The sequence below is a fragment of the Tamlana sp. 2_MG-2023 genome, assembly GCF_030548465.1.
GTDB lineage: Bacteria > Bacteroidota > Bacteroidia > Flavobacteriales > Flavobacteriaceae > Pseudotamlana.
Genome location: NZ_JAUOSF010000002.1, coordinates 259,560 through 273,894, shown reverse-complemented (window position 1 = coordinate 273,894; position 14,335 = coordinate 259,560). Strand labels below are relative to the sequence as shown.

At 33.0% G+C, this 14,335-nt stretch carries 15 protein-coding genes; 6 read left to right on the top strand and 9 right to left on the bottom strand.

The window, feature by feature from the left end; genetic code table 11:
• Positions 1-89: 89 nt before the first annotated feature.
• Positions 90-569, bottom strand: a complete 480-nt coding sequence (locus Q4566_RS04275; protein ID WP_067148328.1) for an Lrp/AsnC family transcriptional regulator — start codon at positions 567-569, stop codon at positions 90-92.
• 70 nt (positions 570-639) lie between these two features.
• Positions 640-1,785, bottom strand: coding sequence for a M14 family zinc carboxypeptidase (locus tag Q4566_RS04270; RefSeq protein ID WP_303418664.1), 1,146 nt, complete (start codon positions 1,783-1,785; stop codon positions 640-642).
• 290 nt (positions 1,786-2,075) lie between these two features.
• On the opposite strand from Q4566_RS04270, the gene Q4566_RS04265 reads away from it, so the two are divergent.
• A complete protein-coding gene (locus tag Q4566_RS04265) occupies positions 2,076-2,474 on the top strand; it encodes a helix-turn-helix domain-containing protein (RefSeq protein WP_303418661.1) in 399 nt (132 codons plus the stop codon).
• 35 nt (positions 2,475-2,509) lie between these two features.
• On the top strand, positions 2,510-2,878 hold the full coding sequence (locus Q4566_RS04260) for a DNA topoisomerase IV (protein WP_303418659.1): 369 nt from the start codon (positions 2,510-2,512) through the stop codon (positions 2,876-2,878).
• 2 nt (positions 2,879-2,880) lie between these two features.
• On the opposite strand, the gene Q4566_RS04255 is transcribed toward Q4566_RS04260, so the two are convergent.
• Both Q4566_RS04255 and Q4566_RS04250 read right to left on the bottom strand, forming a co-directional pair.
• Positions 2,881-3,381, bottom strand: coding sequence for a hydrolase (locus tag Q4566_RS04255; protein WP_303418657.1), 501 nt, complete (start codon positions 3,379-3,381; stop codon positions 2,881-2,883).
• 10 nt (positions 3,382-3,391) lie between these two features.
• On the bottom strand, positions 3,392-4,153 hold the full coding sequence (locus tag Q4566_RS04250; RefSeq protein ID WP_303418655.1) for an MBL fold metallo-hydrolase: 762 nt from the start codon (positions 4,151-4,153) through the stop codon (positions 3,392-3,394).
• 92 nt (positions 4,154-4,245) lie between these two features.
• Here Q4566_RS04250 and Q4566_RS04245 point away from each other — a divergent pair, with 92 nt between their 5' ends.
• The gene (locus tag Q4566_RS04245; RefSeq protein ID WP_303418652.1) at positions 4,246-5,709 is read left to right on the top strand and encodes a TonB-dependent receptor; all 1,464 of its coding nucleotides are present in this window, start codon (positions 4,246-4,248) and stop codon (positions 5,707-5,709) included.
• Positions 5,710-5,769: 60 nt separating this feature from the next.
• On the opposite strand, the gene bcp is transcribed toward Q4566_RS04245, so the two are convergent.
• A complete protein-coding gene (bcp, locus tag Q4566_RS04240; RefSeq protein ID WP_303418650.1) occupies positions 5,770-6,222 on the bottom strand; it encodes a thioredoxin-dependent thiol peroxidase in 453 nt (150 codons plus the stop codon).
• A gap of 35 nt (positions 6,223-6,257) precedes the next feature.
• On the opposite strand from bcp, the gene nth reads away from it, so the two are divergent.
• On the top strand, positions 6,258-6,917 hold the full coding sequence (gene nth, locus Q4566_RS04235) for an endonuclease III (protein WP_303418647.1): 660 nt from the start codon (positions 6,258-6,260) through the stop codon (positions 6,915-6,917).
• A 27-nt stretch (positions 6,918-6,944) separates the two neighbouring features.
• Here nth and Q4566_RS04230 read toward each other — a convergent pair whose 3' ends face one another.
• A complete protein-coding gene (locus tag Q4566_RS04230) occupies positions 6,945-7,091 on the bottom strand; it encodes a hypothetical protein (RefSeq protein ID WP_303418645.1) in 147 nt (48 codons plus the stop codon).
• Between the two features lie 53 nt (positions 7,092-7,144).
• Positions 7,145-7,729 carry an RNA polymerase sigma factor gene (locus Q4566_RS04225; RefSeq protein ID WP_303418643.1) on the bottom strand — a complete coding sequence of 195 codons (585 nt, stop codon included), beginning with the start codon at positions 7,727-7,729 and terminating at the stop codon, positions 7,145-7,147.
• A 242-nt stretch (positions 7,730-7,971) separates the two neighbouring features.
• On the opposite strand from Q4566_RS04225, the gene uvrA reads away from it, so the two are divergent.
• Entirely contained in the window at positions 7,972-10,755 is a 2,784-nt protein-coding gene (gene uvrA / locus Q4566_RS04220) for an excinuclease ABC subunit UvrA (protein WP_303418640.1), read from the top strand.
• 92 nt (positions 10,756-10,847) lie between these two features.
• On the opposite strand, the gene Q4566_RS04215 is transcribed toward uvrA, so the two are convergent.
• Complete coding sequence (locus Q4566_RS04215; protein ID WP_303418637.1) at positions 10,848-11,579, bottom strand: T9SS type A sorting domain-containing protein; 732 nt, start codon at positions 11,577-11,579, stop codon at positions 10,848-10,850.
• A 293-nt stretch (positions 11,580-11,872) separates the two neighbouring features.
• Positions 11,873-12,973 (bottom strand): DUF3667 domain-containing protein, encoded by a 1,101-nt coding sequence (locus Q4566_RS04210; protein WP_303418634.1) that lies wholly within the window; start codon positions 12,971-12,973, stop codon positions 11,873-11,875.
• Between the two features lie 199 nt (positions 12,974-13,172).
• Here Q4566_RS04210 and Q4566_RS04205 point away from each other — a divergent pair, with 199 nt between their 5' ends.
• Entirely contained in the window at positions 13,173-14,291 is a 1,119-nt protein-coding gene (locus tag Q4566_RS04205; RefSeq protein ID WP_303418631.1) for a hypothetical protein, read from the top strand.
• Positions 14,292-14,335 lie beyond the last annotated feature (44 nt).

Here is a 14,335-nt window from a genome sequence, read left to right as displayed (position 1 = left end):
AGATTAGATGAGTGACCAATTTACTCTATTAAGAACATAAAAAAAGCCCTTAAAAAGGGCTTTTATATAAATTCTAAATGTTTTACAACTTACATTTCATTAAAAATAGAATGCATTAAACGTTTTTTATCGTTAATACTTTCTTCTAACGATATCATTGTTTCTGTTCTATAAACACCTTCTATATCATCTAATAAAAAGATTACTTCTTTAGCGTGCTCTGTACTTCTAGCTCTAATTTTACAGAAGATATTAAATTTTCCTGTAGTAATATGTGCTACTGTTACATAAGCAATCTCATTAATACGCTCTAAAACAAACTTTGTTTGAGAGGTGTTGTTTAAATAAACTCCAACATAGGCTATAAAAGAATACCCTAATTTTTTGTAGTCTAACATTAATGACGAACCTTTAATAATTCCCGATTCCTCCATCTTTTTTACACGTACATGAACCGTTCCTGCAGAAATTAATAATTTTTTCGCTATGTCTGTAAATGGAATTCTTGTGTTATCTATTAACATGTCAAGAATTTGATGATCTATTTCGTCTAATTTTATTTTACCCATAATTAACTATTCTTAAATATAAAGCAAAATTAATACATTTTCTTTAAAGATAATATATAAAATGTGTGATTTATTTTGTTTTCAACAACACTTTTTCACCATTTATTTGAACTAAAACGTTTTCGCTATCAATTTCTAACTGCTCCCCGCTTTCATTAAGTACTTCATTACCATGAGCTTCTATTTCTTTGTGCCCATAAAACCTTTCAAGTTTTTCTATTTTTAGAATTTTAGGTATAAATTCTAATATTTTACCGTTTAACGACTCTTGGTACTGGATTCCTAAGTCAACTACTACTCCATTTACCTTGGCATTTCGAATAATAATATCAAAAAAGAGTTTCTCGTTTTCAGGGATGTCTAAATAAGGCTTATAATAAGCACCTGTAACATCGTTTTTAGCGATGTAATTTAGAGATGTTAGGTAAGCTATATAAATAAGCTCTCGTGTTTTCTCACGATCGTAATCTTCATGATAGTGTCCTGATTCAAATAATATGGTTGGTACATTTTCGCTCTGGAATGTATCCCCTACACAATTGATATTAAAAGCATCGTCGTACACACCAACTTGATCTGGTATCACTTCTTGTAAAGCAGCATTCATAACTGCAATAACCTCCATAGAAACCTTTCGTTGCTGTGTAATAGTACAAGCTTCATCTTCTGCAGGGGTTAAAAAAGACACTGTTGCCGACTTATTTATATTTCCTGCACTAAAAATAGTACGTTGGCCATGTAAATTATAGCAAAAATGAGGTTTAAATTCATTAAAAACAGTACGTAACACGCGACTTTCAGGTTGTGTTAAGTTCTGCGCGTCCCTATTTAAATCAACGGCATTAGCATTTATGCGTGTATAAGCCGCTGCACCGTCAGGGTTTAAAATAGGAATAATATATAATGTACAAGCCTCAAAAAGGTATTTAAGAGCTGCTTGATTATCTAAAAGAGTGTTTAATAGATCAAAAAGTGCTTTAGTCGTTGTAGACTCGTTTCCGTGCATTTGTGACCATAATAATAAACGCTTTTTCCCTTGACCAATTTTTATACTATATATAGGTTTATCCTGAACAGAACGTCCTATAATATTTACAGTAGCTTCTTTTGGTAATTTAGATAGTAATGGTTCTATATGTTGATTAGTTATATATCGACCATGTAAGTCTGCCGCTTTGTATTTTAAAAACAAGGATTTTATATCTTCTATTTTCATGCTTTTTATTTAGGTTACAAATGTAAACATTTAGTTTATTACAAATGTAAACAATCAAATCAAGCGATGAGTTTACATTTATAAACGGTTTTTAAAGTGTTTTAACAGAGGTAATTTAGAATTATAAACAAACATCCTTAAATACGTTTATTTATTTATTTTTCAGTAAGTTAAATACTCTTATTTAAACTATTAATTACACGTTTCAACACCTTAATTTACATTATTAAACTATAATTCCATATAAATCATTACATTTGTAACAGGGTTTTATTAAAAAACAATTTACAATGGTAAACAACGAAGATTTCATTAAACGACTTCAAAAAGTCATGGATTATTATGGCGAGTCCGCTTCTTCTTTTGCTGAAAAGATAGATGTACAGCGATCAAGTATTTCTCATATCCTATCGGGAAGAAATAAACCCAGTTTAGATTTTGTTCTTAAAATACTTTCAGCTTTTCCTGAAGTGAATTTATATTGGCTGTTAAATGGTAAAGGCGAATTTCCTCAGAGCGAAGAAAAACTTCCGAAGCCTGAGAATCGTAAATCTCAAAATCCGCAAACAAATTTTAATTTTGAAGAAATTACAGTACACAAAACACACAGCCTTCCTACTGAAGATAAAACCATTGATCGCATTGTTATTTTTTATTCCGACGGAACTTTTAAAAACTACATGAATTAAGCATATTCTTTATTAATTTTGCTAAAAACAATTTTATGCGATTCCTGCCCCTTATTTTACTTTTCGTTTTGTGTAGCTGCTATGAGAAAGCTAGAGACTGCAAACCATATCAAATTGGCGAATTTTACAGTGAAGTTACTATAGATGGTGTTGTGTTTAAATCTACCTTTAAACGAGATAAAAACATTCAAGTAGAGACCTATGATAATAAAATTGATTCCTCTAAGCTACGCTGGATAAATGACTGTGAAGTCGTTTTTAAAACCATAAACCCCAAAAACATGGCCGAGCGCAAGGATATTCATTTAAAAATATTAACCACAACCGATTCGTCCTATACTTACGAATACTCATATGTAGGCGAAACTAAAAAACAGCAAGGCACTGCTTATAAAACGAAATAAGTTTATTGAAGCGGGTAAAGAAAATGTTCAACGAGATTGAACTTTAATTCCCTGTCTTCTGTAATTTCATAAGTTAAAAGCAATTCACCCCAAAATTCACCATCTGAAAAATCTGCAATAATCCATTTGTGATTTAACAACTTAATGGTATTCAGCATCATTTTTCTGCCTTCGCTGGAAGCATACGGTATAAGTGGGTGTTCCCCTTTTACTTCATTTAGCTTATAAAGTTCATCTTTAATAAAGGGAATGAGCTCATCTATTTTATAACCTTCATTTTCAAAGTAAGTAATCGCATCTTCATTTCTATCTAGATTAAAATGAGATACTTTCAACATTTCATTATTTAAAACAGCTACCGAATCTTTATATTTTTTTAACTGCGTTCTTGCACTAACCAGTTTGTTGTCAATATCTTCAAATACGTTCTTAGCATTTACATACTGAAATAATACGAGTAAACTCGCAAAGACGAATAAATACATGAAAATTTTTTGCTTCATTTTATAAATTTTAAATTGTTATTTCTAAACCATCATAAGCTAAAGACACATGATCTGGCAACGCTTTTTCAACGTCATCATGAAATCCTAACAAATGACTAATATGTGTTAAGTAAGCTTTTTCCGGGTTTACCTTTTCAATAAAACTTAAAGCTTCTTCTAAATTAAAATGTGAATGATGTGCATCAATTCGCAAAGCATTAACCACCAGCACCTTCACTCCTTTTAATTTTTCTATTTCTTTTTCTGAAACTGTTTTCATATCAGTTAAATATGCAAACTCATTAAACCGATAACCAAAAACCTCCAAATCGGCATGCATCCCTTTTATTGGTACAACAACCCCCTCATTTAATTGAAACGATTTGTTCTTTATACGGTGCACATTTAACGACGGCGCACCTGGATATTTATTTTTTGTAGCAAAAATGTAATCAAATCGCTTCTTTAAAGCTTTTAATACACGCTTGTGCGCATAGATGGAAATGTTACCTTGTTTGAAATAAAACGGACGAATATCATCCAATCCCATGACATGATCTGAATGCTCATGCGTGAAAATTATCGCATCTATTCTATAACACTCAGCACGTAGCATTTGATACCTGAAATCTGGACCACAATCAATTACATAATTATAGTCGTTCCATTCGATCAAAACAGACACTCGTAAACGCTTATCTTTCGGGTTTGCACTTTTACAAACAGGATGGTTGCTCCCTATGATGGGGATTCCTTGCGAAGTACCTGTACCGAGAAACGTTATTTTCAAAATTTGATAATTTTTAGCCAAAAATAAGGTTATTTTTTTGTTTGCTATACTTATTTGATACCTTTGTATCACACGATATAACTTGTTTTCATATGGAAATTACCATTACAGGAGATAAAGAGTTTGATGATATTCCTTCATTAAAATCTAAAGCACTTCGCATCAATTTAAACGAAAATATTTACGGAACTTTTGCCGAAATTGGAGCTGGACAAGAAACTTGTCGACATTTCTTTAGAGCAGGTGGTGCATCTGGAACTATTGCAAAAGCGATGTCTGCTTACGATAAAGATTTTAGTGATGCCATTTATGGCGCTGAAGACGACGGACGTTATGTAACCGAAGCCCGTTTGCGTAAAATGCTTGCTCACGAAATGAGCCTGATGGAAAACAGGTTAACCCGTGAAAAAAATCCGAATAAAATTTTCTTCACATATGCTAATACTGTAGCTACAATTGACTTTGCTAAGCAATTTAAAGGTCATGGTTGGGTAGGAATTAAATATCAAGTTGAAGCTGGAGCAGAATACAATGAAATTATTTTACACCTACGCTTCAAAGAAACCGATGCCAGACTGCAACAAGAAACATTAGGGATTCTTGGAACAAATTTAATTTATGGTGCGTTTTATAAATATAACGAGCCTAAAAAATTACTGCGCTATCTTTATGATCACTTAGATAAAGACCGCTTAGAAATTGATACTATTAACTTTTCGGGACCTGTATTTAATAATGTGGATAACCGATTAATGAGTTTACAGTTAGTAAAAAATGGTATGACCGATGCCGTAATGTTTGGACCAGACGGCACAAATGTTTTACCAGCAAAAGTGTTCTACAAAAAAAATATTTTAGCGCTACGCGGAAGTTTTAGACCGGTAACTAAAGTGAACATGGCTATGTATGAGAAATCATACGACATGTTTATTAAAGAAAACAAGGTTGATGTTAATAAAACGGTTGTCGTTTTTGAAATTACGCTCTCGAATTTACGTGCTGAAGGCGAAATTGACGAACAAGATTTTATAGATCGCGCAGATCTACTGTGCTCTATAGGTCATTCAGTTATGATATCTAACTTCCAGGAATACTTTAAGGTGGTTGAGTACTTCTCAAACTACACAAAAGCGAGAATGGGATTAGCTATGGGCGTTAGTAATTTAGTCGATATTTTCGATGAAAAATATTACCGACATATCAGTGGTGGAATTTTAGAAGCCTTCGGAAAATTATTCTTTAAAGATTTAAAAGTTTACTTATATCCAATGCTTGACCCTAAAACCGGGGAATTAATTACAAGCGAGAACTTGAAGGTTTATCCAAGAATGAAAGAATTATATAAATTCTTTAAATATAACGGTAAAGTAATTGACATTACAGATTACGATCCTAAAATCATGAACATTTTCTCTAGAGAAATATTACAAATGATTAACAACGGAGAGCGTGGCTGGGAAGACATGGTTCCTGAAGGCACTGCAGAACTCATTAAAGATTACCGTTTATTTGGTTACACTAGAAAACCTTTAACTTTAAGTAGAAAAAGAAAATAAACACATAGTACCCTATTTTAAAAAATCCCGTAAAACAGAAATTTTACGGGATTTTTTGATTTACTCTAGTATTTGAGCAGCATGATCTTTTGTTTTCACCTTATCAATGACGCGTTCCACAACGCCATTTGCATCAATTAAAAAAGTTTTTCTGTGAATACCATCGTATTCTCTTCCCATAAACTTTTTTGGGCCCCAAACTCCAAAAGCATTGATTACCGTTTTATCTTCATCTGCTAACAAAGGAAACGGAAATTTATATTTGGTCTTAAAATTTGTTTGTCTCTTTTCAGAATCAGCACTAACCCCTAGCAATTCATAGCCTTGGGCTTGTAATGCTTCGTAATTATCTCTTAAATTACAAGCTTCATTTGTGCACCCTGGTGTGCTCGCCTTAGGATAGAAAAAAACGATAAGCTTTTTTCCTTTATAATCACTTAGTGAAATCGTATTCCCTTGTTCGTCTTTTGATGTGAAATCTGGAACGGTTTCACCTTGTTTTAATGTTTTCATAATCTTAACTTTGATTTTTAACAAAAATACGATTTATGACTAAACAAGAAAAGGTTGAATTTGTTATAAAAACCTTAAACGATCTTTACCCCGAAATTCCCATTCCTTTAGATCATAAAGACCCTTACACGCTGTTAATCGCAGTATTAATGTCTGCACAAAGTACAGATGTTCGTGTTAATCAAATTACACCACTTTTATTTAAAGAAGCTGATAATCCTTACGACATGGTTAAGCTTTCAGTTGAAGAAATTAGAGAGATTATTAAACCGGTAGGTTTGTCTCCAATGAAAAGCAAAGGGATACACGGCCTGTCACAAATCCTAATCGATAAACATAACGGAGAAGTTCCGAATGATTTAGAGGCGCTTGAAGAATTACCTGCAGTAGGACACAAAACAGCGAGCGTAGTAATTTCACAAGCCTTTGGAGTACCTGCCTTCCCTGTAGATACTCACATACATAGACTCATGTATCGCTGGAATTTAACCAACGGAAAAAACGTTGTGCAAACAGAGAAAGACGCCAAAAGGCTATTTCCTAGAGAAATTTGGAACGATTTACATCTTCAAATTATATGGTACGGTAGAGAATATTCACCCGCAAGAGGCTGGGATTTAGAAAAAGACATCATCACCAAAACAATAGGTAGACAAACCGTTTTAAGTGACTACTATAAACAAAAAAAGTCCTGAAATTAAAATTTCAGGACTTTCGAAAACTTAATTTAGAAGCGCTTCAAACTTCATTTTATTACAATCAATAACACTTAAAGCCTTGGAGTAACTTAGAAGAAAATTAACCGTTTCTTCTTTCGGTTCAAGATTATTCATCTTGTTAATAGAATTTTCAGAGTAAATTTTCGCCATGTCTTATGTTTAAGGGATTTTATAAGATAACGGCTTAAAAACTAAATTATTGTCTAGTTCGTCAAAACAATATTATGCTTATCTATTATTTTACGTAAATTAATTAACGCATAACGCATTCTACCTAAAGCTGTATTAATACTTACGCCAGTTTTATCCGATATCTCCTTAAAACTCATATCATTATAAATACGCAGAAGCAGTACTTCTCTTTGATCTTCAGGCAACTTATCAACCAAACGTCTTACGTCATTTTCAACTTGTTCCTTTATAATAGTTTTCTCCGCATTTAAACTCGTATCGCTTAAAACAGAAAAAATACTAAACTCGCCAGAATTATCAAATTTTGGCATTCGGTTACTTTTTCTAAAAAAGTCAATGACTAAATTATGGGAAATACGCATAACCCACGGTAAAAACTTACCTTCTTCGTTATAAGCCCCGCGCTTAAGTGTACGAATAACTTTGATAAAAGTGTCCTGAAAAATATCTTCAGCAACATCTCTGTCGTAAACTTTAGAATAAATAAAACTATAGATTTTTTGTTTGTGCCTTACTATAAGAGTTTCTAAGGCTTTTTCATCTCCTTTTATATAACTGCTCACCAAGGTAGCGTCGGTAACAAGTTCGTTTTGCATATCAATTACTTTTTTCACACACCGAAGTAAACTTCGTTGTTTCAGGTTAAAATGTTTAGTAAGTAATTTTATGCTATAGGCTTAACTTGTTAAAATGATGATTAATATCACCAAATATAACAACATTCAACTCGAATATAAAAATATTTTATAGCTTTTTTTATTAATTCATGGAAATGCAATACACTTTTCAGGTACAATTACTTATAGTATCTTTGCACGATTATCTCCTTAAAAAGCATATGAAATCTACTATCGACAACGTAAACCCTAAAGAAAATATTATAATTAAAGGTGCACAATTGCATAACTTAAAGAATATCGATGTTGTCATCCCTCGAAATAAATTAGTTGTTATCACAGGTTTGTCTGGGTCTGGAAAATCCAGTTTGGCTTTCGATACGCTTTATGCTGAAGGACAAAGACGCTATGTAGAAAGCTTATCCAGTTACGCACGTCAGTTTTTAGGGCGTTTAAATAAACCAAAGGTAGAATATATAAAAGGAATCGCACCCGCTATAGCAATCGAGCAAAAAGTAAATTCAACTAATCCAAGGTCTACAGTAGGTACAACCACAGAAATTTTTGATTATTTAAAACTTTTATTTGCTCGAATTGGAAAAACCTACTCACCCGTCTCTGGTTTAGAAGTAAAGAAAGACACCGTTACAGATGTTATAAATTACATAAAAGCATTCTCTGAAGGCGAAAAACTACTCCTGCTCGCTCCTATCACCTTAGAAGAAGGTAGAACGATAGAAGACAAACTAAAAACGCTAAATCAGCAAGGTTATGCTCGTATTAAGGTTAATGATTCGGTTTTAAGAATTGATGAAGTTGAAAAAATCTCGAAAAAAGACAACATCCTTTTAGTCGTAGATCGTGTTATTAAAAAAGACGAAGAAGATTTCTATAACCGTTTAGCAGACGCGATTCAAACTGCTTTTTTCGAAGGAAAGGGATCCTGCTTCGTAGAAACATTAAGCGATAATAAACAAAGGTCGTTTAGTAATAAATTTGAATTAGACGGTATTTCTTTTTTAGAACCTAACGTCCATTTATTCAGTTTCAATAACCCTTATGGCGCCTGTCCAAAATGTGAAGGCTACGGTGATATAATTGGTATAGACGAAGATTTAGTAATTCCTAACACTGGACTTTCTGTTTACGAAAGCGCAATTTTTCCATGGCGAGGAGATAGTATGAGCTGGTATAAAGACCAGTTAGTAAACCATTCACATAAATTTGACTTCCCGATTCACAAACCCTATTTTGAGCTATCAGCAGCCCAAAAACAACTTATTTGGACAGGAAATCAGTATTTCGAAGGTTTAAATTCTTTTTTTGCTGAGTTAGAATCTAAGGCTTATAAAATTCAAAACCGTGTCATGCTTTCGCGTTACCGCGGAAAAACAAAATGTAAAGCCTGTGACGGGAAGCGATTACGACCTGAAGCTAATTATGTGAAAATTTCAGGCGCAACGATTTCAGATTTAGTTGAAATGCCGCTAGACAAACTAGCTGCTTTCTTTAATCAATTGGAATTAAACGCATACGATTTAAAAATAGCGAATAGACTTCTAAAAGAAATAAACAACAGATTAGCTTTTCTTTCGAATGTTGGACTCGATTATTTAACCTTGAACAGAAAATCGAACACATTATCAGGAGGAGAAAGTCAGCGAATAAACCTTGCCACATCCCTAGGAAGCAGCTTAGTTGGCTCCATGTATATCTTAGACGAACCAAGTATTGGTTTACACCCTAAAGACACCGAAAAGCTTATAGTGGTACTAAAAGCATTAAGAGACCTAGGGAACACTGTAATTGTAGTTGAGCACGATGAGGATATTATGAAAGCCTCAGACACCATTATTGATATAGGCCCCGAAGCTGGAACTTTAGGAGGTGAAGTTGTTGCTGAAGGCGATTTTAAAGCTATTTTAAAATCGCAGTCTCTCACTGCTAAATACTTAAATGGTGATTTAAATATTGAAATTCCAAAAACAAGAAGAACTTCTAAATATTACGTAGATATTCTTGGAGCTCGAGAGAACAATTTAAAGAATATCGATGTACGTTTTCCACTTGGAATGCTTACAGTTATTACAGGGGTCTCAGGAAGTGGAAAAAGCACATTAGTTAAAAAGATACTATTCCCTGCGTTACAAAAAAAACTAACAGATTTTAGCGATAAAGCTGGACAGTTTTCATCGCTTGAAGGTAATTTTAGTAATATAAATCACATTGAATTTGTCGATCAAAACCCAATAGGAAGATCCTCCAGATCTAACCCTGTAACCTATATTAAGGCTTACGACGATATTCGTGCATTATATTCAAAGCAGAAATTAAGTAACATTCGAAACTATCAAGCAAAACATTTTTCATTTAATGTAGATGGCGGACGCTGTGAAACTTGCAAAGGTGAAGGTGAAGTAACCATTGAAATGCAGTTTATGGCCGATGTGCATTTAGAATGTGAAACATGTAAAGGCAAACGCTTCAAAAAAGAAGTTTTAGAAGTTACTTTCGGAGGAAAAAATATTGATGATATTTTAAATTTAACCATCGATGATGCCATCGCGTTCTTCGATGCAAATGAACAATCTAAAATTAAAAACAAATTACAGCCGCTACAAGACGTTGGTTTAGGTTATGTGACTTTAGGACAAAGCTCTTCAACCCTCTCTGGCGGTGAAGCACAACGTATAAAACTAGCCTCATTTCTAGGAAAAGGAAACAACAAAGAGAAAGCCTTATTTATTTTCGACGAACCTACCACAGGACTCCATTTTCATGATATACAGAAGCTTTTAAAATCTTTCAATGCATTAATTGAAAAAGGACATTCCATTATTGTTGTAGAACATAATATTGATTTAATAAAATGTGCCGATTTTATTATTGACTTAGGCCCTAGTGGCGGAGAAAAAGGCGGAAACCTTGTGACCTCTGGCACTCCAGAAGATATTGTTAAAAACAAAAAATCTAAAATCGCCAAATACTTATTAGACAAACTATAGTTTACAACCCCTGACACCTAAGCTAAAAAAAATATTAAGCAAAAAAAAGGAGCTCAAATTTGAGCTCCTTTTCGACACATAATCGCAACGTTTTATTTTGCAAACTTCAACGCACCATTTTTCGTTGATAAGATATAAATACCTCTTTTTAAAGAAGACGTACTAATTTCAGAAGAAATAGCACCTTTTACAACTTGTCTTCCTGTTAAATCATAAATAGCATAGTCTCCACTTAGAGCATCATCAACAACAACAGCATCAAGCTTAGCATTATAAAATGCTCCTAATTTGTTTTTGTTGAAATCTTTTGAACTCAAAATTTCTTCTTCTATTTTAGATACATAGTTTATATATGTAGCACCGCCACCATTAGCTCCCGATACTTGTAAAAGCCACTGATAACCGCTTTCATAGTCAGCCGTCTGTTCTATAGGAAGTGTACCATTAGGCAAACTTACCGTAACTGTAGCTTCACCATTTGTGAAATCTGCAGAAGGAATAGTCATCAAATTAGTTGTGTTGTCAGAACCCCAAGCAAGCTGACCGTTCCCCATGCCACTTCTCAATAGTTTAATATACAACTCTGGCCCAACTTCAGGGTTAGAAGCATCATAATCAGTAATTTTAAAAGTTATGGCACTACTATTTGTATTATCAAATACAAAATTCCCAACACCACTCCAATCATAATCTGCAAAAACCCCAGGATTAGAAGCGTAAGTTGTACCACCATTCATACTCACCGAATAGCTCGTTTGAGCAGTCAAATTTGTGGTATAGACCATTACACCTAACACCATCAATAATAAAGTAATTTTTTTCATAATCTTAAATATTTAGTTAAATTGTGTTACCAAATATAATTTTCGTTGTGATATCTTATCAAATTCACAACTAGATACAAACTCATCAACAATATTATTAATAGAATTAAAACTAGATTTAAACTAGACAAATCGCCTACAACCCTTATAATTCATAGACTTTGAAACTATAGACAGACACTCAAAGTATTAAAAAACAGAGTTTTACCAAGTAAACTAGCAAACTAAAAAAAACACAAGTATTCAAAACCTTATTTTATGCATAATCCTTCAAAACATTAAGAATTTAAAGATTAATAAAACAAAAAAGCAAAAACACTTAGAATAACCACTGTTATAGGGATTACGATTGAAAGAAAAATAAAGGTTACCGCAAACGTCTTCAAGAGTGTCGTTAACCACCGTTGTTTATAGAAGTTTTTTATAGCAATTAATAAGTAAACAAATAGTGTTAAATAACAAAATTGATCCACCCAACTAGGTACATCAAACATGAAGTAAATCAATAACATTAAGCCTAACACTGTAAAGATAAACGAGAAATAATAGAAACTAAAAACCAAATATTCCGCATATAAGCCACGTTTAAAATAAAATGACTTCAAAATGAACGCGAAAACGGGTAGTAAAAAAAACATGGCAATAGGAATCGCATCATAAAAAGTTTGCAATACACTCCCTCCTCTTCTCGTTTCATAAAACCTTAAGGCTTGCGTATAAAAGCGTTTTTCAAAATAACCAGGGTTGTCACTCATCCCCATATGCGTTAAGATATCTTCTTTAGGAGCTCTAGACACAATTAAAGAATCTAGAAGTTTTATATTAAAATCAAAACTCAAAACCCCATGATGCTCACCCCTTTCAGAATCCAACATTGTAGATAACCGTTTTTCAGAAAAATTAGCAATAACATTATGGTTTTTAATCACATCATTACGGCTAGAACTTTCTTCAGTGGAATCCGCTACAAACGTATTATCAATAAACTGAGCTTCTAATGAGTCGATGATTTTTTCAGATTTGTTATAATCAGTAGAAACTTTAAGCGGGCTGCTCCTTTTAAGCTCGACATCTAAATTCCTAACCTGCTCACTTTGAACAAAGGAAAACAAAAAGTAAAAAATAATAGAAACAAATAAATACATCTGCGCAGGATGTAAATACATTAAACGCTTACCTTCTATAAATTTGGTTGCTAAATAACCTGGTTTAAACAACAAAGGAAAAAAACTCTTGTAAAAACGTGCATCAAAGGCAAAGTAATTATTTATAGTGTTATAAAACAACACTTTTACAGTTAACTCATCCTTAGCTTGTTGTCCACAATACGGACAAAACCTATAAGATTCCTTGAACTTCTTTTCGCAATTTTTACAAACTTCTTTGTTTTTCATTTAACAGCATTGGAAAGTTTAAAAATACGCTTTTTTCACAAAATAAATATTTAAAACCACCCTAATTCGATTATCGAACCTCTCTAAAACCAACAACGCAAAACACGTAAGATCCTAAAAAACAACACAATACAGCATCAAGCTATTTTATGGCACGCTGTTTGTTTAACTCTAACTGTTAACCTTAAAATTTACAACTATGAAAAACTTACAAAAACCCCAAAGTAGAAAATCAAAACTAAACGGTTTAAAAAGCAACATGTCTTTTTTACTTCTTTGCTTATGTCTTTCATTATTTACAAATAACGCAGCACATGCTTATGAGGACAATTCGGAAGCCATAAACAATTACAACAGAGGCTATGGGAAATCTTTCATTTTTGTAGAAAACAATATTGAATTTTCAATTTTCCCTGATGGGCAGTTTGACTTCAATATTCTTAGAAACAATAACACGGTTAATGTATCCATAAATGCAGGCAACACAAGTATTAGTTTTAATTCTGGATACAATTACAATAGTTATGTGCAATACGATGAGTATGGGGCCATTATACAAGTTGAGAATACCCCAATCTTTTATGATGCCTACGGACGTGTTATACAAGCAGGAAATATTAATATTTTTTATAACAATTTTGGAAACATTTCTCGAGTAGGGAATTTAAACGTCTATTATAATGCTAATAATTATTTTTCATACACTGTCGGATACATAAACATCTATAACAGAGGATATATTTACAGACCATGGCACAGGTACTACCGAGCGCCTAGACCAAACTACTGTGTTGTTTACAATAAACCATACAGAACACATTATCGTCCTGTTAGATATCGTTATGTTAGACCTTTTATTAACAACAGCAGACCTAGAACTGCTATTGCAACAAGACGAGGACACACCATAAACAAGAACCGAGGTTACGCGACCGCTTACAGAAGCTCCAGAAATATTACAACAACGAATAGAGTCGAAAAAAACAGGAAGAGTACTCTTAATAAAAACTACAAGAGCCGTAATAATACAGTAGCTCAGAGAAGTCATAAACCTAAAACCATCAATAGTCGAGACTCAAAAACTAAGATTAACAAAAATAAAAACACAGTAAAAAATCCAAATAACACAAATGCGCGTATATCTAATAGAACAGTAAATAATACTAGAAATAGTCAGCTGGCTAAAAGTAGTCAGAGAAAGGTGAAAACACCTAGTGTTACTAAATCTAGAGAAAATAAAACACAAAGAACTGCTCAAAATAGAACCAGTAGTTCTAACAACAATACAAGATCGACAACATCAAGAGTACGATCTTAAAGATTTTTTTGGTTGGTTAGTATTGAAATCCCCGCAGATGTTTC